The following is a 19,222-nucleotide window of genomic DNA, read 5'->3' as shown; positions in this document are numbered from 1 at the left end:
GCCGTCATTGCGAGGAGCGAAGCGACGAAGCAACCCAGACTCTCTCCGCGCAGACTGGATTGCTTCGCTTCGCTCGCAATGACGACGTGGTTACCGCCAATCAATCAATGCCTGAAGTGCCGCGTCCCCGTGAAGACCATCGCGATGCCGTGCTCGTCGGCGGCCTTGATCACCTCGTCGTCGCGCATCGAGCCGCCGGGTTGCACCACGGCGGTGGCGCCGGCTTCGATGCAGGCGAGCATGCCGTCAGCAAACGGGAAGAACGCATCCGACGCCACCACCGAGCCCTTGGTGAGCGGCTCGGCAAGCTTCAGCTCACTCGCCGCGTCCTGGGCCTTGCGCGCTGCGATCCGCGCTGAATCCACCCGGCTCATCTGGCCCGCGCCGATGCCGACGGTGGCGAGGTCCTTGGCATAGATGATGGTGTTGGATTTCACGTGTTTTGCCACACGGAATGCGAATTTCAGATCGCGCATCTCGGCATCATCAGGCGCACGCTTGGTCACGACGTTGAACGTCATGTCGTCGACCACGGCATTGTCTCGGCTCTGCACCAGCAGGCCGCCCGCCACCGTCTTGGCGGTCAGGCCCGGCGCGCGTGGATCGGGTAGGCTGCCGGCCAGCAGCAGGCGCAGATTCTTGCGTGCGCCGATGATGGAGATCGCCTCCTCGCTGGCATCGGGCGCGATGATCACCTCAGTGAAGATCTTCGTGATCTCGCGCGCGGTGTCGGCGTCGAGCGGACGGTTCATCGCGATGATGCCGCCGAAGGCGGAGGTGGAATCGCACGCGAGCGCCTTGCGATAGGCGTCGACGAGGTTCAAGCCCTCCGCGACGCCGCAGGGATTGGCGTGCTTGACGATGACGCAGGCCGCGGTACGTTTGGCATCGAACTCGCCGATGCATTCATAGGCCGCATCGGTGTCGTTGATATTATTGTAGGAGAGTTCCTTGCCCTGGAGCTGCCGCGCGGTCGAGACGCCCGGGCGCTTGTCGGGGGTTGCGTAGAACGCAGCGGTCTGGTGCGGGTTCTCACCATAGCGCAGCGACTGGATCAGCCTGCCGCCGAAGGCGCGGAAGTCCGGCGCGTCGATTTCGAGCTGCCGGTTGAACCAGTTCGAGATCGCGGCGTCATAGGCGGCGGTGCGGGCATAGGCCTTTGCCGCAAGACGCCGACGCAGCTTCAGCGTGGTTGCGCCGTTGTTGGCGGCGAGCTCGTCGAGCACGGCCTTGTAGTCCTCTGCCTCGACCAGGACGGCGACGTCGTCATGGTTCTTCGCGGCGGCGCGGATCATGGCAGGGCCGCCGATGTCGATGTTCTCGATGCAATCCTCGAAACCGGCGCCTTTGTCGACGGTCGCTTCAAACGGATAGAGGTTGACGACGAGGAGGTCGATCGGGGCGATGCCGTGGGTCTTCATCGCGTCGGCATGGTCCTTGTTGTCGCGGATCGCGAGCAGGCCGCCATGCACCTTCGGATGCAGCGTCTTGACGCGACCGTCCATCATCTCGGGGAAGCCGGTCAGCTCGGAGACGTCCTTCACCTTGAGGCCGGCTGCGGCGATCGCCTTGGCGGTGCCGCCGGTCGAGACCAGTTCGACATCGTGCGCGGCAAGCGCCTTTGCGAACTCGATCAGGCCTGTCTTGTCGGAAACGGAGAGCAGGGCGCGGGTGACGCGACGGAGATGGTCAGTCATGAGCAAGATCCTCTGTTCAGGGAGTGTCTATGCCCAGGCGCGCGGCGGATATGTATCGCGCTTCCCGATGGTGCTCCATCCAAGGTCGCCAGTCGCGCGAACGAGCGCTCGATAGCAGCTTTCGGCGTCGCTCTCAACGGCTAGATAGCGCCGGATCGCGCCTGTTTACAAGGGAAGTTCCGGCTCGCGACGGGCATTGCGGCGCGCATTGGTCACCGCTGGCGAGGCGGTGGAACGCACAAAACTCCAGCGGATCGAGGGAGCCTGCCGCGCATCCTGTCGGATCACGATCTGCGCGGTGCGGCGCGGCCCGTCATTGCCGGCCAGGAACACACTGTCTTCGAGATCGACCTTGTCGTCGAGCGCCTCAAACGTCCAGACGTCGCGGTTCGGCAACACCAGCATGACGCCGCGCGCATCCGACAACCGGCTCGCCTTCACTGCCGGATGCAGATGGAAGCGCAGCGCGAAATCGGCATCAGCGCCCTTGAAGCGTTCGCCTTGCGGCGGCGACAGCGTGTCCTCGCCGTCGATGCGCGCACCGTCATTGGCGATCATCAGCACGCGGCGATGAATCGCGCCGAATTTAGCGAGATAGCCGTCATGAGAAGTTGTAAGCAGCGTGCCGTTCTGGACTATTTCGCGATAGCTCTCGACCTCGACCGGGCCGCTGGTGACGGGCGCACCGTGCAGGAGGCGCTTCATCGCCGACATCTCGACGAACTGGCAGGATGAGGTGTCGTGATAGGCCAGCGTCGAATGCGCTGCGGTGCCCCGTGCGAACGGCCGCCAATTGTCGCGGCCCGTGGTCGGCATTCCGCAATTGGTGACGATGCGGCTGATGCCGGAGGACAGTTCGAACGACAGGCAGCCAGCATGGGCGTCGTGGCTGACGCCCGCCGGTGGCGGCGGTCCGGTATCGATGATCAGCGTGGTTTGGCCGGCGTCGAGCCGCTGGAACCCTGTATGCGGCATGTTCGCCATCGGTGCGCCGTGGGTATCGTCATAGGCGAGCAGCGTCGCGAGCAGGTCGGACGGGGTCGCACTCATGCCGTTGAACAGCGCGAAATTGCCGTCCCCATGGCGAAAGAAGCGCAGCATCGGCATCATGCGATCGATCGCGTTGAGCAGCGCCGGCGGCGGCGCGATGTTGCGCGCCGCGAAGGTCTGTCGCAGCGGCAACAGGTCGATCAGGAGATCGATCAGCGCGCCCGGGTTACGGGAGATGTGTCCGCCGTCGGGCAGGATCTGCCGCTGCAATTCGTCGGAGAGCTTTTTCGAGGCGCTGCGGATGTGGCGCGCCTGGTTGGCGAGGCATAGCGCCGCGTAGCACAGCGCGATCAGCACCTGGAGCTTCGGCACCCCGTCGGGAATGTCGAGCATGGCGTAGCGCAGCAGGCGGATCTCGCGCGCGAGGGCGCGCAAGTAACGGCGGTAAAACTTGTTGTCGGTGTCGTTGAGCACCAAGGGCGCCTGTGACAGCAGCGAGATCACGCGACGCGCCAGCACGTCGGGGCGCCGCGCGACCGGACGGCGCTTGTTGGCGGGGTTCGAGATCCAGTCCTCGACCAGTGCGCGCGCATTCGCTCGCGTCAGCGCGGTGTCGGCGGCGCGCAAGTGCCGCAGCCAACCGAAGCCGAGCAGCGCGACCTCCCAATCCTCCGAGGGCGGTTCGAGATCGAAGATCGAGCGGCCGTGGCAATTGACGATCTTGCCGGCGAAGACGAAGCGGCCGGCATAGATCTCGGCGGCGCGGGTCGCATCCGCGGTGCGCAGGTCATGCGGCGCAATGATCAGCCGGTCGGTGCGGCTGGGCCAGACCCGCGACACCGCCACAGGTCCGCCGCTCGCGCGCGCGAGCATGTTCCGCGCGAAGCGGTTCATCACCAGCGTCGAGATACGTCTGCGTTGAGCGACCGACACGCCTTGCCTTGAAGGGGAGAGGAGGATTCCGACGAATCCTTATTAATCCCAAAATCGCACGGCGGACACCACCTTGAAAGGGTACGAATTAGCGTCGGGGGTGCAAAATCCAGTGCAAAATCAGGATTTAACGAGCCGAGCCGCGTAGAATCCGTCGAGCCCGCCGAGCTTGGGATCGGCGTTTGGAAGATGACTGGGCAGGGTGCGCAGATCGCCTTCCGCGCTGAGGATTTCGTCGAGACCTGCGACCTCGGACGCCTCGATCGGAACGCGGCGAAGCGCGGGCTCTGCGGCCAGCAGCGCAGCGATGGCCTGCTCACCCTCTTCGGGTTCCAGCGAACAGGTGCAGTAGACCAGCGTCCCCCCGGATTTGAGCAGCGACAGCGATTTGCGCAGCAGCCGCTGCTGGAGCGCGGTCAGGGCGGCGATGTCAGATTGCTGCCGGAGCCATGCCACGTCGGGATGACGGCGGATCGTGCCGGTCGAGGTGCAGGGCGCATCGATCAAAATACCGTCGAAGGCTTCGGCAGGGCCGGCCCATTCCACGGCGTCAGCGACGACGGTCTCGGCCTGGAGCGACAATCGCCGCAGGTTTTCGCGCAGCCGCGCTACCCGGGCGGGCGAGCGGTCGATGGCCGTGACATGCGCGCCGGCATGTGCCAGCTGCGCGGTCTTGCCGCCCGGAGCGGCGCAGAGATCGGCGATGGACTTGCCGTTGATGTCACCGAACAGTCGAGCGGGTAGCGCGGCCGCGGCGTCCTGCACCCACCATTGTCCCTCGGCAAAGCCCGGCAGCATGGTCACCGCGCCATGCAGCAGCATCCGCACGGTGCCGGTCGGCAGCGTCTCGCCATGCAGGCGGCTTGCCCATTGTGCGGCATCCGACTTCACCGTCAAATCGAGCGACGGCTCGTGGCCGAGCGCGAGCGCCATGTCTCTTGCGGTCGCATCGCCATAATGCGCGCTCCAGCGCGCGAGCAGCCATGGCGGCAGGTCCAGCGATTGCGTGGCAACTTCCTCGACCAGGGCCTTGCCTTCGCGCGCGCAGCGGCGCAGCACGGCATTGACGAGCCCGGCATAACGCGCGGCGCGCCGGTCGGATTGCACGAGGCGAACGGAGAGATCGACGGCGGCGTGGTCGGGCACGTCCATCCAGAGGATCTGCGCCGCGCCGATCAGGAGCGCGCTCTGCGCACGCGGTGCGTCGGAGGGAATGCCCTTGTCGAGCAGGCGGGACAGCACGTGGCCAAGCGTGCCGAGCCGGCGCAGCACGGTGGCGACCAGGCGGCGCATCAGCGCGCGGTCACGGTCGGCCAGCGACTTCAGTCCGGGATGAGCGCCGCTTCCGTCGAGTTGGTCGTCGAGCGTGCGGTGCTTGTGCAGCACGCCGTCGACGATGTCGGCGGCAATCCGCCGTGCCGCAAGACCTGGCACTTCGGACGGAGGGGCGAAACGTTGAGATGGCATGCGGAAGCAAGGTTCTGAGCGAGCGGCAGTTCCGCCGCGATGGGCGCATGCCTTAACCGGCTCATTTGTGGCACGCGAATATGCCAAATGTAAGAATCGCTTCCGGCTTTTTCAGCCCTTGGGCCCCATTTCAGGGATGCGTTATTGGACGTCGCGCTGCGGGCCGTCCTGCGCTAGAAGAGCCGCACGATGAGTGACCAGCCTTCCGTTCCCGATCGCAAGCCGCTGCCGCCCGCAGCCCAGCGCGCGCTGGCTGAAGCCGAGGCGCGGCGACAGGCCGCGGCAGCCGAAGCCAAAGCGCGGCCGAAGGAGCTTCAGGGACCGAAGGGACCAGAGCCCACCCGCTATGGCGATTGGGAGAGCAAGGGCATCGCCTCCGACTTTTGAGCCCTTGCTGGTCCAGCGGGGTGTTCGCCGTGGCATCACAGATCGCGATGCTCGCGCTCGGTGAGCGACAGGCGACATGATCTCGATGAACTTGCCCGCGCGGCTTGCTTATTCTCTGCTCGATTCCATCTGCTCGATGCGGATCAGGCTTCCCTTGAACGTTTTGGCCGCACGCGCGTTGTCGCCGACTCCGTCACCACGACTGACACAGGGAATCTCGATCGTCTTCTTGGCACCGCGAGCTGTAACAGCACCTCGCGGTGCGACGATCGGGCGGGCGATGTTCAGCACAGAGAAGACGAATGCGCCGCCGACGAGCGCGACTTTGGCGGCACGATCCCGCTCCCGCCGCACCGCGAATTCGTTTGCCTCGCTCATCGAGTCGACAATCCATGCTAAGTGGAACTTTCCTGCATGGCTCGTGTGTCGATCGGAATTGTCGCGTCTGGAGCGTCGCACTTGTCGGTTTCCCCGACTCAGCCCTAGCTTGGCTGGATGCGCCTCCCCAATCGCCCCAGTGCCTATCGGCCGCAGTTCGGCGGCTCTCCGTTCCATCGCCGATTCTCCGGACTGTTGCCCTGGATGTTCGTGGTCGGCATCGTGACGGCTGTCGTGCTTGCCTTCCGGCACGGCACGAACTGGCCCGTCCCGCATGGAGCCGACGGCCAGGCGACCGAAGTCGTCCTCCAGCAGGCGGGAGATGCTGGCGCTCGCCAGCCGGTCGAGGTGATCCGCACTGTCGACGGCGACACGTTCCTGGCGCGCGTGCATCAGCGCAGCGGCGGCCATCTCGTTGTGCGGGTTCGCCTGCGCGGCATCGATGCGCCGGAACTGAAGGCATCTTGCCAGGATGAGCTGAACAAGGCCGAAGCCGCCACCGATGCGCTGCGCAATCTGCTCGGCCAGGGGGACGTAACGATCTCCAATCTCGGACCCGACAAATACGGACGCATTCTCGCTGATGTCGCGACCCGGCGGACTGCCAACGTTGCGGCGACGCTGCTCGCGGGCGGTTACGTGCGCAGTTACAATGGCGGCCATCGCGACGGCTGGTGCGCGCGGGGCTGGCGCTTCTGGTAGCAAAAAGCCGCGTCGCAAGACGCGGCTTTGGCAATCCTCTTCCGAACTCTTCGATCAGTGCGTGACGACCACCGTCGTGCCCACGGGGACGCGGCCGTAGAGATCGGTGATGTCGTCGTTGAGCATGCGGATACAGCCATAGGAGACGAAGCCGCCGATCGAGCCCGGCACGTTGGTGCCGTGGATCGCATATTCGCCGCCGGACAGCGTCATCGCCGCAACGCCCATCGGGTTGCGCGGCGAGCCACCCGGGATGACGTCGGGAATGTTCGGCTTGTCGCGCTTCACCTCGGCAGGCGGTGCCCAGGCCGGATTGAGATACTTGCCGTCGATCTTCGTCGTGCCGGCCCATTGCTTGCCGGCCTTGCCGACGCCAACCGGATAGCGCACGGCATGGCCGTTATCGAGAATGAGATAGAGCCGCCGCTCGCTGGTCTTGACCACGATCGTGCCCGGCGAATAATCGGCCAGGTTCGTCCCGACCATTTCCGGCCGCGCCTCGGCCGCCGTCAACATCAAGACCCCGAACCCCATGGTGGCGGCCAGCGCCACCGCAATCCTCATCGATTTCATTTTCCCCTTGCCCCGAAAGGATCGTCCAAACCACGCAAACCCGGCAATTGCGGCTTGCCCAGACATTCCTAACCGCGCTTGTTAACCGGATGGTTTCCACGCGCGGCCACCAAGGCCAGCCAGCGGGGGGAACAAAGGAAAAGTTCGAAATAAAGTAAATGACTTGAAAACAACACTCGGCGGGAAAGATGCCGCGCGGCAAGGCGGGCCCTGACAAGTGTGCGACGATGTGAACGGCTGTTATTGCAGGAGGGGTAGATTATGTCTCGGACCCGCTGCAGCGCCCTGGCGCTGCAGCGCATCGCTAAAGAAGCGCTGCGCTGCGTCCGGGGCACGAGAGCGCGATCCTGGCTTTAGGCCTGCTTCCGGTTCTGCCGGTTCTTGACGAGGTCGTCGACCACGGCGGGATCGGCCAGCGTCGAGGTGTCCCCTAAGCTGCCCGGCTCGTCCTCGGCGATCTTCCGCAGGATGCGGCGCATGATCTTGCCGGAGCGGGTTTTGGGCAGGCTCGGGGCGAACTGGATCTGGTCGGGCGAGGCGATCGGGCCGATCTCCTTGCGCACCCAGGTCACGAGCTCCTTGCGCAGATCGTCGGTCGGCTCGACGCCGGCCATCAACGTGACATAGGCGTAGATGCCCTGGCCCTTGATGTCGTGCGGGAACCCGACCACGGCCGCCTCCGACACCTTCTCGTGCGCAACCAGCGCACTCTCGACTTCCGCGGTGCCCATGCGATGGCCGGAGACGTTGATGACGTCGTCGACGCGGCCGGTGATCCAGTAATAGCCGTCGGCGTCACGCCGGCAGCCGTCGCCGGTGAAGTATTTGCCCTTGTAGGTCGAAAAATAGGTCTGCTCGAAGCGGGCATGGTCGCCATAGACTGTGCGCATCTGGCTCGGCCAGGATCGCGTCAGGCACAGATTGCCGGTGGCCTCGCCCTCGAGCACCTTGCCGTCGGCGTCGACGATTTCCGGCACAACGCCGAAGAACGGTTGCGTCGCCGAGCCCGGCTTGAGTTTTGTTGCGCCCGGCAGCGGCGTGATCAGGATGCCGCCGGTCTCGGTCTGCCACCAGGTGTCGACGATCGGGCAGCGGTCGTCGCCGACGACGCGGTGATACCACTCCCATGCTTCCGGATTGATCGGCTCGCCGACCGAACCGAGCAGACGAAGCGAGGCGCGCGAGGTCTTCTTCACCGGCTCGTCGCCGGACTGCATCAGCGCGCGGATCGCGGTCGGCGCGGTGTAGAAGATGTTGACCTTGTGCTTGTCGATGACGTTCCAGAACCTGGAATTGTCGGGATAGTTGGGCACGCCTTCGAACATCAGCGTGGTCGCGCCGTTGGCGAGCGGCCCGTAGAGGATGTAGCTGTGGCCGGTGACCCAGCCGACGTCGGCGGTGCACCAGTAGATGTCGCCGTCGTGATAGTCGAAGACGTATTGATGCGTCATCGAGGCGAACACGAGATAGCCGCCCGAGGTGTGCAGCACGCCCTTGGGCTGGCCAGTCGAGCCCGAGGTATAGAGGATGAACAGCGGATCCTCGGCATGCATGTGCTCGACCGGGCATTCCGTCGTCACCATCGCCGCCGCCTCGTGGTACCAGAGGTCGCGCGTCGGGTTCATGTCGATCTTGCCGCCGGTGCGCTTGACCACGACGACCCAGTCGACGCCGTCGGTTTTGGCGAGCGCCGCGTCGACATTGGCCTTCAGCGGCACCTTCTTGCCGCCGCGCAGACCTTCGTCAGCGGTAATGATCACCTTGGATTGGCAGTCATTGATGCGCTGGGCGAGGCTGTCGGGCGAGAAGCCGGCGAACACCACGGAGTGGATCGCGCCGATTCGCGCGCAGGCCAGCATCGCATAGGCCGCTTCCGGGATCATCGGCAGGTAGATGGTGACGCGGTCGCCCTTCCCAACGTTGCGGGTGCGCAGGATGTTGGCCATCCGGCAGACCTCGTCGTGCAGCTCCTTGTAGGTGATGTGCCGGGATTGCGAGGGGTCGTCGCCTTCCCAGATGATCGCGGTCTGGTTGGCGCGCTTGTGCAGATGCCGGTCGATGCAATTTTGGGCAACGTTGAGGACGCCGTCCTCGAACCATTTGATCGATATGTTGCCGGGCGCGAACGAGACGTTCTCGATTTTCGTCGGCGCCTTCATCCAGTCGATGCGCTTGGCCTGCTCCGCCCAAAAACCGTTCGGGTCCGAGATCGAGCGCGCATACATGTCCTTGTACTTGGCCTGGTCGACCCAGGCCCGCTTCGCCCACTCTGCGGGTACGTCGTAGATCTTCTCGGACATGTTTCCCTCCACATACGGCAAGCCGAACGCATGCGATTGGCTTGCCGACTTGATCGCTGAACGATTATGCGTCGGGCTAACCGGACCCGACAAGGAGCACAAGCTGGACCTTCGGCGGGCGGCCGACCATGCGGGGGATCAAGGTCCGCAGGGCGGCATGGCGCAAACCTGAAACAGGCCAAGAGGCGCCTTTCGGCTCTTTACCCAGATCTCCGAAATAGCGGGGTGCAGACCCGCATGCGCCGTCTGGAGGTATCACGCAACCGCCTATCACTGATTCAGGACTGGCAATACGGTTCGGAACACCCTAAATGGCCAACCCGGGTCCAAAGAGACCCAAGGAACAAAAATCAGAACAGCGGCATTGAACGGTAAGAAACAGGGCGAAGGCTTAACACTATGATGGATCAGCAGAATCTCGGGACGATGCGGCCCGCTTCAGCCGATCCTGCGGCCATTGCCCTCGCCAAAGCCCTGGGACAATGGCCGAAGCCGGCTGGTTTCAGGCGTTCCAGCCCGAAAAAGACCTTCGACACGAGGCAGGCCGCGACCGTCGAGGCGCTCGCAAGGGAACTCGGCCTGCGGCTCGGCGATCAAAACGAGCTGACCATCCGGCGCATCAAGCGCGGCAAGGGCTATTCCTTCGTCCGCCCGAACGGGGCCCATATCCGCGACGCCCGCACCATCCGCCGGCTGCACGCCATGGCAGTGCCGCCGGCCTACCGCGAGGTGCGCTACTCCGCCGATCCGAGCTCGCATCTCCAGGCCGTGGGACGCGATGCCGCGGGCCGGCTGCAATATCGCTATCACGCCGATTGGGAGAAGGTCCGCGAGCACCGCAAGGCGCATCGCCTCGAGAAGCTCGTCGGCGCGCTGCCCAAAATCCGGCGCAAGGTCTCGGCGTTCCTGTCAGGGGACGAGCCGACGCGCGAGTTCGCGCTTTCGGCCGTCATCGAACTGATCGCCCGCACCGCGATCCGTCCCGGCAACGAATCCTACGCCCGTCTCAACGGCACTCGCGGCGCCACCACGCTGCTCAAGTCCAACGTCACGCTGGAAGACGATTGCTTTGTGATGACCTTCAAGGCGAAGGGCGGCAAGGCGGTGCGGAAGGAGTGCGACGCAGCCAAGCTAGTCCGCGCCATCGGCATTTTGCAGCGCGTTCCGGGCAAGCGCATGTTCCAGTATCGCGACGCCTACGGCATCGTGCGCGCGGTCAATACCACGCAGGTGAATGCGTTTCTGCGCGAGATCGCCGGCATCAAGATCTCGCTGAAGGATTTTCGCACGCTGATGGCGTCCGCCGTGGTCGTGGAATCGCTGTCGCGGATCACGCCGGCGACCAGCCAGCGTGGCCGCAAGAAGCAGGTGCTTGACGCAATCCGCGCCGCCGCCGACCAGCTCTCCAACACGCCGGCGATCTGCCGCAAGAGCTACGTCCACGACACCATCGTCACCGCCTTCGAGGACGGCATCCTCGAACGCTTTGCCGCGACCATGAAGGGCCAGCGCTCGCAGGCGAGGCGCGAGCAGCTTCTGGCGCAAGTGGTGGCGACCGCGGCGGTCTGATCCGCCTGTCGGCTACGCTTTGTTCGAAACGCCGCGGTCCGGACCGGGATCGCCACCGGCAGCTGCCGTGGTGAGCCGTTCCAGATAATGTGCCCACCCCGTCGCATGTGCGGCGGCCTGTTCTGCGGTCGGCAGGCCGCTGTGGGTCATCCGCAGCAACGTGCCGCCGTCTTGCTCAATCAGGTCGATCTCGATGAGGCTCGAGCCGGGCGGCACTTCCTGGCCGCCCTCCCAGCCGAACGTGTAGGCGAGACGATGCACCGGCACGACCTCGCGGAAAGCGCCGCGGGCGACGCCGCCGCGCGGGCCGACGCCTTTAAGCAGATAGAGCCCGCCGGGACGGGGCTCCGTGGTCGCGTCGGAACCCATCCAGCTCAAAATCTTCTCGGGGTCGGTCAGATAGGCGAAAACAGTCGCGCGCGGGGCGGCGATCTGGGTCTCGCGTCGCACTATGAACGGTTCGGTCATTGGCGATCATCCCTGGGCTGACACTCGGACATGGCGGGGCCGGAGCGGCCCGTCAAGGATTGCCCGTGACAAAGACGGCGCGCTTTCGTCATGATTGAGCCATGCATCTCTCCCCGACCCTCGCCTGGCTTGTCGATGCCGCCGCAGATAGTCTTGGGGCGGACCGCCTGCTTGCGGAACTCGGCGCCCATTTGGTTGCTGATGGCGTGCCGCTTGCGGCGGGGGCGCTGACGCTGGAAGTGCCTCACCCGCTGATCGCGAAGCGGACCTGGTTGTGGCGCGCCGACACTGGCCGGGTGATCGAAGCGCTCGGCTTTGCGCCGGGCGGGCTGGCACCGGACCCGCCGAACGATGCCGGCCGCCGCTGGCTGCGCGATATCGCGGGCGGTGAGGTGCACGAAGATATCGTCGGACGGGCCGATGGGCCTTTGCTTGGGTGGATCGGGCCGGGTCCGTTCACCTCGGGCGAGATCGAGCGATTGCGCCAGGCCGCACGTTTTGCCGCGACGCCGCTCGCCGTGCTCGCCGCGCGTGCCACGTTGCGGGCGACACTCGACGCCTATCTCGGCAAGCGCAGTGCGGAGCGGGTGCTGGCGGCGCCGCTGCGGCGCGATCTTGGCGAGACCATTCAGGCCGCGTTGCTCTATGCCGACTTGCGCAACTTCACCGGTTTGTCGGAGACAAGTCCGCCGGGCGATGTCATCGCAGCGCTCGATGCCTGGTTCGACCGCATCGCCGGCGCCGTTCACGCCTTCGGCGGCGAGGTGCTGAAATTCATCGGCGACGGCGTGCTGGCGATCTTTCCGGTGGTCGAAACGTCACCGCGCCGTGCCTGCGAGGCCGCTCTGCGCGCCGCAAGCGCGGCCGAAGCCGGGATGGCCTATCTCAACGAGGAGCGCCGCCGCAACGGCTTGCCGCCGCTCGCGTTCGGTGCCGCCCTCCATCTCGGCGAGATGCTCTGGGGCAATATCGGCGCTGCCAACCGGCTCGATTTCACGGCGATCGGCTCCGCCGTCAATCTCGCCAGCCGGCTCGAAGGGTTATGCAAGCCGTTGGGGCGGACCGTGCTCGTGTCGGGCGCGCTCGCTGCAGAGACGGACATGCCTCTGATCGCGCTCGGATCGCATTCGCTGCGCGGGATCGCCGCACCGTGCGAGGTGTTTGCGCTGCCGGAGACGTAGGGCCGAGTTTCGCTCATTCGGGCTACGCACCTACGACGACATCCCACCCATCTTGCAGACGAGCTTCCACTCCTCCGCCGTCACGGGCTGCACCGACAGGCGCGAATATTTCACAAGCGCCATGTCGGCGAGCTTCTTCTCGGCCTTGATCGCGGCCATCGTCACCGGTGTCTTCAGGGGCTTGTCGGCCTTGATGTCGACGCAGACGAACTTGCCGGTCTTGTCGGTCGGATCCGGATAGGCTTCCTTGATGACCTCCGCGATGCCGACGATCTCCTTGCCCTCGTTGGAATGATAGAAGAACGCCTTGTCGCCCCTCTTCATGGCGACCAGGTTCTGGCGCGCGGTGAAGTTGCGCACGCCGGTCCAGGCCTCGCCCTTGGCGCCCTTCGCCACCTGCTGGTCCCAGGACCACACCGACGGTTCGGATTTCACCAGCCAATAAGCCATGTTCATTCCTCTGCCTTGAAGGGGCGCGTCAACAGTCCCGAGATAGCGGCATCGATCGTGCTCCGGCCGCTCAGGATCGAAGCGACCGCTTCCGATACCGGCATCTCAATGTGTTGCGAAGCCGCAAGCTCGATCAGAACCGGCGCGGTGGACTCGCCCTCGGCAAGCTTGCCTGCGGGCGGGTTCTCACCGCGGCCCAGTGCGAGGCCAAGCGCGAAATTGCGTGATTGCGGGCTCGAACAGGTCAGAATGAGATCACCGAGGCCGGACAAGCCCGTGAGTGTCTCGCTGCGCGCACCAAGCGCGCGACCAAGGCGTGTCAGCTCGGCAAAGCCGCGGGTCGTGAGCGCGGCCTGGGCCGAGGCGCCAAGTTTGCGTCCGACCGCAATGCCGACCGCGATCGCGAGCACGTTCTTGGCCGCGCCGCCGATCTCGACGCCACGGATGTCGGTGGAATGATAGGGCCGGAATCTCGGCGAGCCCAGCGCCTGCACTAGGCGGGTAGCCAGCGCTTCTTGTTTCGCCGCCAGCGTTACCGCGGTCGGCAGGCCGCGCGCGACATCGTCGGCGAAGCTCGGGCCTGACAGGATCGCCGGCTGCGCGCCCGGTGCAGCTTCGGTGATCACGTCGGTCATGAATTTGTGGGTGCCGTGCTCGATGCCCTTGGCGCAGGCGACGACGGGTACCGGCCTTGCAATGTGCGAGGCCAGCAGGTTGACCGCGCCGCGCAGATGCTGCGCGGGCGTTGCGATCAGCAGCATGTCGGCGCGCGCGGCGAGCGCCAGATCGCTCGTCACGACGATTTCCGGAGCGATCCGCACGCCGGGCAGCCGCGGATTGTCGCGCGTCGAGGCAATCCGCGTCGCATGTTCGGCATTGCGCGCCCACAGCGTCACGTTCCGTCCTGCCCGCGCCGCCACGGTTGCGAGAGCCGTGCCCCAGGCACCTGCCCCGACCACGGCGACGGAATCGAACGCGGTCATCACTAGAATCCCGCTCGCGTGTTGCCGTAGCCCGCCGGTGCCGTCGCGTTGGCATCGAGCAGCCAGCGTGCGCGGGGCTGCGCGTCCATCGTATCGGTCATGCCGAGCGCAAGGCGTTCGGCGCCGGCCCAGGCGATCATCGCGCCATTGTCGGTGCAGAGCTCGGGCGGCGGCATGATCAGCTGGGTCCCGGCCTGCTGCGCGACGTCGTTCAGGGCCTCGCGGATCGCCTGATTGGCGGCCACACCGCCGGCGGCCACGAGCGCGCGCGGCGCGCCGAACCGCTCGCGGAAAAGTCTTAGACCGACGCTCAAGCGGTCGGCCGTCGACTCCAGCGCGGCGGCTTGAAAACTCGCGCAGAGATCGCTGATGTCCTGCGGCGTGAGCTCGGCGATGCGGCTCGCTTCGTTGCGGACCGCCGTCTTCAAACCGGATAGGGAGAAATTGGCGTCGGGGCGCCCTTGCATCGGGCGTGGAAAGGCGAAGCGCATCGCATCGCCGCTTGCCGCCGCGCGCTCGACCTGCGGACCGCCGGGATAAGGCAGGCCCAGCATCTTCGCGACCTTGTCAAAGGCCTCGCCAATGGCGTCGTCGACCGTGGTGCCGAGCCGCACATACTGGCCGACGCCGGTGACCGCAACGATCTGGGTATGTCCGCCCGAGGCGAGGAATAGGCAATAGGGGAATTCGATTCCGTCGGTGAGACGTGGCGTCAGCGCGTGCGCCTCCAGGTGGTTCACCGCGACGAGCGGGGTGCCGTGCACCATCGCGATCGCCTTGGCGGTGGTGAGCCCAACGATGACGCCGCCGATCAGCCCCGGGCCCGCGGCCGCCGCGACACCGCCCAGCTGGGCGAAGCCGACGCCGGCCTCACTCATGGCGCGGTCGATGATGTCATCGAGCAGATCGACATGGGCGCGGGCAGCGATCTCCGGTACCACGCCGCCGAAGCGGGCGTGCTCCTCGACCTGCGACCGTACGATGTTGGACAGGATCGTCCCGCCACCGTCAGGCGCGCGCTCGACCACGGCCGCGGCGGTTTCGTCGCACGTGGTTTCGATGCCCAATACCAGCATTGGCGAATTGTTATCCAACTTGCGCCCTTGCGCTCATCCGTAAAGCAGAGTTCTGGTACGTCCGGTAGCATTCCGGGCACGGCTTGCGCAATCGTCACGCGCGGCCGCCCTCGCAAATGGCCACCGTCAAATGGTTCGGGAACACCAAGCGATGTCCATTCTCGTCACACGACCACATCCCGACAATGAGGCGTCGGCGGCGAGTTTGCGCGCGCGAGGGCATGTGGTGCTGCTTGCGCCGGTGCTCAAGTTCGAGCCGGTCGCCTTTCATGACGAGAGTGAGACGAGCTATGACGGCATCATCGTTACATCGGCCAATGCGATCCGTGCCGTCGCGCCGCAATTGCCGGGTCTTGGTCTGTTGCACTTGCCGCTGTTTGCGGTCGGCGAGCACACGGCTATTGCGGCGCGCGACGCCGGCTTTGCCGAGGTGATCGTCGCCGGTGGCGACGCCGCGGCCTTGCGTGACAAGGTGGTGCAGAGTGCACGTGACAAGGTGCTGAAGAAAAGGAGCACGCTGCTTTATCTGGCGGGTGCGGATCTGTCGCGTGATCTCGGCGCCGAGCTCAGCGCCGAAGGATTCAATGTGGTCACGCAGACCACTTATCGCATGGCTCCGGTCAAGTTGCTGCCGCGAGAAGTTTGCGAGGGCTTTGCCAGCCATGGGATCGAGGCGGTGCTGCACTATTCCCGGCGCAGCGCGCGGGCGTTCCTGGAGGCGGCGCGGGACGAAGGTGTCGAAATCTCGGCGCTGGCTATACCGCAATGCTGCCTGTCCGAGACGGTTGCCGGCGTGCTGCGAGAGGCCGGCGCGTCGCAGGTTCTGGTTGCGGCGACGCCGGACGAAAATGCCTTATTCGACACCTTGGAGCGTGCTTTGCGCACCCGTTTGGCGTAAGAGGTCGAGCCGAATCCGACGCAATCGGATCCGAAGGATCTGTGCAAGGTATGGATGTGAGGAACCGTCACGATGGTCGACGACAAGCCTGAAGACGCAGGATTGGCCCCCGACAGCGGTCGTGCCAAGCGCGCCCCTCCCACCATCGACCTCGAGGCGAGCGAAGTCTCGACCCAGCCGCAGCAGGCGGCGGGCGAGCCCGAGGCTCAGCCGACGCCGGAGCACGCCGAGACCGAGCCGGCACAATCCGAGCCGGCCAAGTCCGAACTTGCCGACGCTGAGCCGGAACGTGACGAGGCGCCGGCCGCTGTGGCATCCGCGCCTGTATCGCAGCCGATTTCGCCCTGGGTCGTTGCCCCGCTCTCCGGCGCTGTCGCAGCCGCAGTCGTGATTGCGGTCGGTTGGATGCTGGGCTGGCCCGCGGTGCAGGCGCCGCCTGCCGCACCGCAAGTCACGAGCGCGACGGTCGATGCGCTCAGCGGGCGGGTGAGCGCAGTCGAAGCCAAGGCCGGCAAGCCCGTCGCCGATCCAGCGATGGCGGCGCGGATCGACGCGCTGGAGAAGTCCGTCAGCAGTCTGCGCAGCGACATCGCCAATCTGCGCGAACAATCCGACAAGACTGCGAGCGCACTGAACGACGTGAAATCCGCTCCAGATGCTGCCGCGCCCGATCTTGCCACGCTCAACGACCGCATTGCGCAGCTCGAGCGCGCCAGCAGGACCGAACGAGCCGAGCTCGCGCAGCAAGGCGAGAAGATCGCCGAGGCCAAAACGATGGACGACAAGCCGCTGCGCCATGTGGTGGCGGCGGCCCTGCTCGACGTAGCCGTTCGCCATGGCGATCCCTATCAACAGCAACTGGCCGCGGCGCGGTCGCTGACGGCAAAGCCGGATATGCTGAAGCCGCTCGACGCCTTTGCATCGTCCGGCATCCCGACGCCGGTCGCGCTGAGCCGCGAGCTTCTCAATATCGTGCCGAAACTGTCGCCGCCGGCGGAAACCCAGACCGGCGGCACCGGTATCGTCGAGCGTCTCCAGGCGGGCGCGTCGAAGCTCGTCCGCATCGAACGCACCGACGGGATCGGCAATGACCGCGGTGCCATCGTGGCGCGCATCACCTCGGCGGCGCTGCGCAACGATGTGGCGGAGGCACGTCGCGAGCTGAAGTCGCTTCCGGAAACTGATCGCACCGCCGCGCAAGCCTGGCTCGACAAGGCCGATGCTCGCGACGCCGCGCTCGCCGCCTCCCGCAAATTCGCCGACGATGCCATGGCGGATCTCGCCAAATCTGATCCAGCCAAGCCTGCTCAATAAAGATTCGCGCAACGATCGGCGCTTATAGGGATCGCCATGCTTCGCATCGTCCTCTTTCTCATTCTGATCGCATTGGCGGCGGCCGGCGGAGCCTGGGTTGCCGATCAGCCCGGCGATCTGGTCCTGACCTGGGGCGGTCTCCGTGCCACGACGACCTTTCCCGGGTTCGTGCTCGGGCTTGGCATCTTCGCAGCCGCGATCGTGCTGGTCTGGAGCGTCTTGACCATGATCTGGCGCATGCCGGGGCGTCTGCGCCGCCGTCGTCATGAGAAGCGCCATGCCCGCGGTCGCCACGCGATCACTCACGGCCTGCTCGCGATCGGTCATGGCGACACCGCGCTTGCCCGTCGACATGCGGCAGCGGCCCGACGGCATGCGCCGAATGATCCGCTCGCGCTGCTCTTGCACGCGCAGTCGGCGCAGCTCGAAGGCAATCGCGACGAAGCGCAGCGCGTCTTCCGCGCCATGACCGAGCGTGAGGACACGCGGCTGCTCGGCCTGCGCGGCCTCTTCATCGAGGCGCAGCGCGCCGACGATGCGCTCGGCGCCGTGACGATCGCGGAGGAAGCGATCAAGCTGTCGCCATCCTCGACCTGGGCCTCCCATGCCGTGCTTGGCTTCCGCTGCGCGCGCGGCGACTGGGGCGGCGCGCTCGCGATCCTCGATTCGAATCTGTCCGCGGGTCTGATCGACAAGGGGACCTATCGCCGGCAGCGCGGCGTCCTGCTCACCGCGCGCGCGCTGGAATTGGAAACCATGGACCGCGACGTCGCGCGCGAGAGCGTGATGGAGGCGATCAAGCTCGCGCCGACCCTGGTGCCGGCCGCGGTGCTCGCCGCAAAATTCGAGAGCGAAGCGCATCAGGTGCGCCGCGCCATGAAGCTGCTCGAGGCCGCCTGGCTCGCCAATCCGCATCCCGATCTTGCGGATGCCTATGCCCATGTGAAGCTCGGCGATTCCGCCCGGCAGCGCTTGCAGCGGGTCGAGACGCTCGCGGCCAAGACGCCTGCCGACAAGCCCGGCCATGTCGAGGGCCAGCTCGCGATCGCGCGCGCTGCGATCGATGCCTCCGAGTTCGCCCGCGCGCGCGAGGTGCTCGCACCGTACCTCGACGATCCGACCCAGCGCGTTGCGCTGCTGATGGCCGAGATCGAGCGTACCGAGCACGGCGATGGCGGCCGTGCGCGCGCCTGGACCTTGCGTGCGGTGCGGGCCCGCCTCGATCCGGCCTGGACTGCGGACGGCTATGTCAGCGACCGCTGGCGTCCGGTCTCTCCGGTCACCGGCCGTCTCGACGCCTTCCAGTGGCAGACGCCGGTCGCGAGCCTGCCTTCCGACAAGGGCACCACGATCGAATCCTCGGCCTTCGAGGAGGCCATGCTGGCGGCACCGCCGCCGAAGCGAGTGACGGCGGCCAGCAAAGCGCCGGTGGAACCGGTGGAGACGGCGCCAGCGCCGGCTGCCCAGGACAATTCCCCTCCTCAGGCCAAGGAAGGTTCCAAGGAAGGTTCCGAGGAAGCTCCCATGGAAGCTCCCAAGGAGGCTGCCAAGGAAGAACCAACGATCGTGGCTTCCGAGCCGGTTGATCCGGCTCCCGCGCCTGCCGAATCATCGCCGCCGGCGGCAACGCCGGTATTCCGGAGCCGCGCCGACATTAGCAAACCCGGACCGGCCCCCATCCCTGCCGTGATCCCGATCGTCCGCGCGCCGGATGATCCCGGGGTCGACGACGAGGGACCGAGCGACGAATTTACGGAACAAATCGGCACGCCAAAGGCCCAGGCCGGCGGGTGGCGCGGATTCTGGTCTCGCTGGGGCGCGTGAGGCCCATTTCGAACGCCGCTTGTCCTTGCCAA

The 19,222-nt window shown here is 65.9% G+C and carries 17 protein-coding genes and 1 riboswitch; of the genes, 7 read left to right on the top strand and 10 right to left on the bottom strand.

The annotated features are described in order from the left end of the window. Window positions 1-104 precede the first annotated feature (104 nt). The 3 genes from purH to IVA78_RS25755 all read right to left on the bottom strand — a co-directional run bounded on the left by purH (window position 105) and on the right by IVA78_RS25755 (window position 5,087). Complete coding sequence (gene purH, locus IVA78_RS25765) at window positions 105-1,697, bottom strand: bifunctional phosphoribosylaminoimidazolecarboxamide formyltransferase/IMP cyclohydrolase (protein ID WP_247279990.1); 1,593 nt, start codon at window positions 1,695-1,697, stop codon at window positions 105-107. A gap of 24 nt (window positions 1,698-1,721) precedes the next feature. Continuing rightward, window positions 1,722-1,803, bottom strand: a riboswitch (ZMP/ZTP riboswitch). Window positions 1,804-1,862: 59 nt separating this feature from the next. After that, the gene (locus tag IVA78_RS25760) at window positions 1,863-3,581 is read right to left on the bottom strand and encodes a heparinase II/III family protein (protein ID WP_247468673.1); all 1,719 of its coding nucleotides are present in this window, start codon (window positions 3,579-3,581) and stop codon (window positions 1,863-1,865) included. 159 nt (window positions 3,582-3,740) lie between these two features. Beyond that, complete coding sequence (locus IVA78_RS25755; RefSeq protein ID WP_247468492.1) at window positions 3,741-5,087, bottom strand: transcription antitermination factor NusB; 1,347 nt, start codon at window positions 5,085-5,087, stop codon at window positions 3,741-3,743. A 189-nt stretch (window positions 5,088-5,276) separates the two neighbouring features. On the opposite strand from IVA78_RS25755, the gene IVA78_RS25750 reads away from it, so the two are divergent. Next, the gene (locus tag IVA78_RS25750) at window positions 5,277-5,474 is read left to right on the top strand and encodes a DUF1674 domain-containing protein (RefSeq protein WP_247279992.1); all 198 of its coding nucleotides are present in this window, start codon (window positions 5,277-5,279) and stop codon (window positions 5,472-5,474) included. A 108-nt stretch (window positions 5,475-5,582) separates the two neighbouring features. On the opposite strand, the gene IVA78_RS25745 is transcribed toward IVA78_RS25750, so the two are convergent. Next, window positions 5,583-5,852: a hypothetical protein gene (locus tag IVA78_RS25745; RefSeq protein WP_247468490.1), complete on the bottom strand. Its 270-nt coding sequence runs from the start codon at window positions 5,850-5,852 to the stop codon at window positions 5,583-5,585. Between the two features lie 117 nt (window positions 5,853-5,969). Here IVA78_RS25745 and IVA78_RS25740 point away from each other — a divergent pair, with 117 nt between their 5' ends. Continuing rightward, window positions 5,970-6,554 (top strand): thermonuclease family protein, encoded by a 585-nt coding sequence (locus IVA78_RS25740; protein ID WP_247468488.1) that lies wholly within the window; start codon window positions 5,970-5,972, stop codon window positions 6,552-6,554. A gap of 54 nt (window positions 6,555-6,608) precedes the next feature. Here the strand turns inward: IVA78_RS25740 and IVA78_RS25735 are convergent, their stop codons facing one another. Both IVA78_RS25735 and acs read right to left on the bottom strand, forming a co-directional pair. Then, complete coding sequence (locus tag IVA78_RS25735) at window positions 6,609-7,118, bottom strand: L,D-transpeptidase (RefSeq protein WP_247468672.1); 510 nt, start codon at window positions 7,116-7,118, stop codon at window positions 6,609-6,611. Window positions 7,119-7,480: 362 nt separating this feature from the next. After that, on the bottom strand, window positions 7,481-9,427 hold the full coding sequence (gene acs / locus IVA78_RS25730) for an acetate--CoA ligase (RefSeq protein WP_247468486.1): 1,947 nt from the start codon (window positions 9,425-9,427) through the stop codon (window positions 7,481-7,483). A gap of 399 nt (window positions 9,428-9,826) precedes the next feature. Here acs and IVA78_RS25725 point away from each other — a divergent pair, with 399 nt between their 5' ends. Continuing rightward, on the top strand, window positions 9,827-10,996 hold the full coding sequence (locus IVA78_RS25725) for a DNA topoisomerase IB (protein WP_247468484.1): 1,170 nt from the start codon (window positions 9,827-9,829) through the stop codon (window positions 10,994-10,996). Window positions 10,997-11,008: 12 nt separating this feature from the next. Here the strand turns inward: IVA78_RS25725 and IVA78_RS25720 are convergent, their stop codons facing one another. Beyond that, complete coding sequence (locus tag IVA78_RS25720) at window positions 11,009-11,464, bottom strand: SRPBCC family protein (RefSeq protein WP_247468482.1); 456 nt, start codon at window positions 11,462-11,464, stop codon at window positions 11,009-11,011. Window positions 11,465-11,565: 101 nt separating this feature from the next. Between IVA78_RS25720 and IVA78_RS25715 the strand changes: the two genes are divergently transcribed. Continuing rightward, a complete protein-coding gene (locus tag IVA78_RS25715) occupies window positions 11,566-12,645 on the top strand; it encodes an adenylate/guanylate cyclase domain-containing protein (RefSeq protein ID WP_247468480.1) in 1,080 nt (359 codons plus the stop codon). 30 nt (window positions 12,646-12,675) lie between these two features. Here the strand turns inward: IVA78_RS25715 and IVA78_RS25710 are convergent, their stop codons facing one another. The 3 genes from IVA78_RS25710 to tsaD are packed head-to-tail and all read right to left on the bottom strand — an operon-like array spanning window position 12,676 to window position 15,154. Further along, window positions 12,676-13,095 (bottom strand): EVE domain-containing protein, encoded by a 420-nt coding sequence (locus IVA78_RS25710; RefSeq protein WP_247279998.1) that lies wholly within the window; start codon window positions 13,093-13,095, stop codon window positions 12,676-12,678. 2 nt (window positions 13,096-13,097) lie between these two features. Then, window positions 13,098-14,078 (bottom strand): NAD(P)H-dependent glycerol-3-phosphate dehydrogenase, encoded by a 981-nt coding sequence (locus IVA78_RS25705; protein WP_247279999.1) that lies wholly within the window; start codon window positions 14,076-14,078, stop codon window positions 13,098-13,100. Window positions 14,079-14,080: 2 nt separating this feature from the next. Next, a complete protein-coding gene (gene tsaD / locus IVA78_RS25700; RefSeq protein ID WP_247280000.1) occupies window positions 14,081-15,154 on the bottom strand; it encodes a tRNA (adenosine(37)-N6)-threonylcarbamoyltransferase complex transferase subunit TsaD in 1,074 nt (357 codons plus the stop codon). A 151-nt stretch (window positions 15,155-15,305) separates the two neighbouring features. Between tsaD and IVA78_RS25695 the strand changes: the two genes are divergently transcribed. The 3 genes from IVA78_RS25695 (at window position 15,306) to IVA78_RS25685 (ending at window position 19,190) form a co-directional block, all read left to right on the top strand. Beyond that, window positions 15,306-16,052, top strand: a complete 747-nt coding sequence (locus IVA78_RS25695; protein WP_247280001.1) for a uroporphyrinogen-III synthase — start codon at window positions 15,306-15,308, stop codon at window positions 16,050-16,052. A 72-nt stretch (window positions 16,053-16,124) separates the two neighbouring features. Continuing rightward, window positions 16,125-17,366: a hypothetical protein gene (locus IVA78_RS25690; protein ID WP_247280002.1), complete on the top strand. Its 1,242-nt coding sequence runs from the start codon at window positions 16,125-16,127 to the stop codon at window positions 17,364-17,366. A 36-nt stretch (window positions 17,367-17,402) separates the two neighbouring features. Next, window positions 17,403-19,190 (top strand): heme biosynthesis HemY N-terminal domain-containing protein, encoded by a 1,788-nt coding sequence (locus IVA78_RS25685; RefSeq protein ID WP_247280003.1) that lies wholly within the window; start codon window positions 17,403-17,405, stop codon window positions 19,188-19,190. Window positions 19,191-19,222: the final 32 nt, after the last annotated feature.

Source organism: Bradyrhizobium sp. 137 (genome assembly GCF_023074095.1).
In the GTDB taxonomy this organism is placed as follows: domain Bacteria; phylum Pseudomonadota; class Alphaproteobacteria; order Rhizobiales; family Xanthobacteraceae; genus Bradyrhizobium.
The sequence above is the reverse complement of the archived record's forward strand: the minus strand, read 5'-3'. Positions and strand labels throughout refer to the sequence as shown.

Excerpts from the sequence above, each read along its gene's own strand:
- IVA78_RS25695 (WP_247280001.1), top strand. The coding sequence starts at position 15,306 with ATGTCCATTCTCGTCACACGACCACATCCCGACAATGAGGCGTCGGCG.
- acs (WP_247468486.1), bottom strand. The coding sequence starts at position 9,427 with ATGTCCGAGAAGATCTACGACGTACCCGCAGAGTGGGCGAAGCGGGCC.
- IVA78_RS25755 (WP_247468492.1), bottom strand. The coding sequence starts at position 5,087 with ATGCCATCTCAACGTTTCGCCCCTCCGTCCGAAGTGCCAGGTCTTGCG.
- IVA78_RS25740 (WP_247468488.1), top strand. The coding sequence starts at position 5,970 with ATGCGCCTCCCCAATCGCCCCAGTGCCTATCGGCCGCAGTTCGGCGGC.
- IVA78_RS25720 (WP_247468482.1), bottom strand. The coding sequence starts at position 11,464 with ATGACCGAACCGTTCATAGTGCGACGCGAGACCCAGATCGCCGCCCCG.
- IVA78_RS25725 (WP_247468484.1), top strand. The coding sequence starts at position 9,827 with ATGATGGATCAGCAGAATCTCGGGACGATGCGGCCCGCTTCAGCCGAT.
- IVA78_RS25685 (WP_247280003.1), top strand. The coding sequence starts at position 17,403 with ATGCTTCGCATCGTCCTCTTTCTCATTCTGATCGCATTGGCGGCGGCC.
- IVA78_RS25690 (WP_247280002.1), top strand. The coding sequence starts at position 16,125 with ATGGTCGACGACAAGCCTGAAGACGCAGGATTGGCCCCCGACAGCGGT.
- IVA78_RS25750 (WP_247279992.1), top strand. The coding sequence starts at position 5,277 with ATGAGTGACCAGCCTTCCGTTCCCGATCGCAAGCCGCTGCCGCCCGCA.
- purH (WP_247279990.1), bottom strand. The coding sequence starts at position 1,697 with ATGACTGACCATCTCCGTCGCGTCACCCGCGCCCTGCTCTCCGTTTCC.
- IVA78_RS25735 (WP_247468672.1), bottom strand. The coding sequence starts at position 7,118 with ATGAGGATTGCGGTGGCGCTGGCCGCCACCATGGGGTTCGGGGTCTTG.
- IVA78_RS25715 (WP_247468480.1), top strand. The coding sequence starts at position 11,566 with ATGCATCTCTCCCCGACCCTCGCCTGGCTTGTCGATGCCGCCGCAGAT.
- IVA78_RS25710 (WP_247279998.1), bottom strand. The coding sequence starts at position 13,095 with ATGGCTTATTGGCTGGTGAAATCCGAACCGTCGGTGTGGTCCTGGGAC.
- IVA78_RS25705 (WP_247279999.1), bottom strand. The coding sequence starts at position 14,078 with ATGACCGCGTTCGATTCCGTCGCCGTGGTCGGGGCAGGTGCCTGGGGC.
- IVA78_RS25745 (WP_247468490.1), bottom strand. The coding sequence starts at position 5,852 with ATGAGCGAGGCAAACGAATTCGCGGTGCGGCGGGAGCGGGATCGTGCC.
- IVA78_RS25760 (WP_247468673.1), bottom strand. The coding sequence starts at position 3,581 with ATGAACCGCTTCGCGCGGAACATGCTCGCGCGCGCGAGCGGCGGACCT.
- tsaD (WP_247280000.1), bottom strand. The coding sequence starts at position 15,154 with ATGCTGGTATTGGGCATCGAAACCACGTGCGACGAAACCGCCGCGGCC.